The sequence below is a fragment of the Psychrobacter nivimaris genome, assembly GCF_904846365.1.
Taxonomy (GTDB): Bacteria; Pseudomonadota; Gammaproteobacteria; order Pseudomonadales; family Moraxellaceae; genus Psychrobacter; species Psychrobacter nivimaris_B.
Genome location: NZ_CAJHAL010000073.1, coordinates 1 through 1,034, shown reverse-complemented (window position 1 = coordinate 1,034; position 1,034 = coordinate 1). Strand labels below are relative to the sequence as shown.

The 1,034-nt window shown below is 48.9% G+C and carries 2 rRNA genes; both read right to left on the bottom strand.

Going from position 1 to position 1,034, the window contains the following annotated elements:
* Window position 1: 1 nt before the first annotated feature.
* Window positions 2–115 (bottom strand): 5S ribosomal RNA (gene rrf / locus JMX63_RS14375).
* 187 nt (window positions 116–302) lie between these two features.
* A 23S ribosomal RNA gene (locus JMX63_RS14370) occupies window positions 303–1,034 on the bottom strand; the annotation flags it as partial.

Sequence of the window (1,034 nt, the reverse complement as noted above, 5' to 3'; positions counted from 1 at the left end):
GAGCTGACGATGACCTACTCTCACATGGGCGAACCACACTACCATTGGCGCTACGATGTTTCACTTCTGAGTTCGGGAAGGGATCAGGTGGGGCCATCGCGCTATTGTCGTCAGCAAAGGGGGTTAGATATGAGTCTGTTGTTTTTATTGTTTGACTATAAATGTTTAGTTTATGGTCGATCAACTTGTAACCTAACTGAATCAAGGTTAAAGGTGATATCGAAATATTCTTTCTTTATTCTATAGCCTGAGCTATACAAGATAGATTAATTAGACTTGTATACAAACCACTTGGGTGTTGTATGGTCAAGCCAAACGAGCAATTAGTACAGGTTAGCTACACGCATCGCTGCGCTTCCACACCCTGCCTATCAACGTCCTAGTCTTGAACGGCTCTTTAGGGAAATCTAATCTTGAGGTGGGCTTCCCGCTTAGATGCTTTCAGCGGTTATCCCATCCGAACGTAGCTACCGGGCAATGCCACTGGCGTGACAACCCGAACACCAGAGGTTCGTCCACTCTGGTCCTCTCGTACTAGGAGCAGATCCTCTCAAATTTCCAACGCCCACGGTAGATAGGGACCGAACTGTCTCACGACGTTCTAAACCCAGCTCGCGTACCTCTTTAAATGGCGAACAGCCATACCCTTAGGACCTGCTTCAGCCCTAGGATGAGATGAGCCGACATCGAGGTGCCAAACACCGCCGTCGATATGAACTCTTGGGCGGTATCAGCCTGTTATCCCCAGAGTACCTTTTATCCGTTGAGCGATGGCCCTTCCATACAGAACCACCGGATCACTAAGACCTACTTTCGTACCTGCTCGACTTGTGGGTCTCGCAGTTAAGCGCGCTTTTGCCTTTATACTCTACGACCGATTTCCGACCGGTCTGAGCGCACCTTCGTACTCCTCCGTTACTCTTTAGGAGGAGACCGCCCCAGTCAAACTACCCACCATACATTGTCCTCGGTATTGTTATACCTGAGTTAGAACCCCAACATGACCAGGGTGGTATTTCAAGATTGGCTCCACC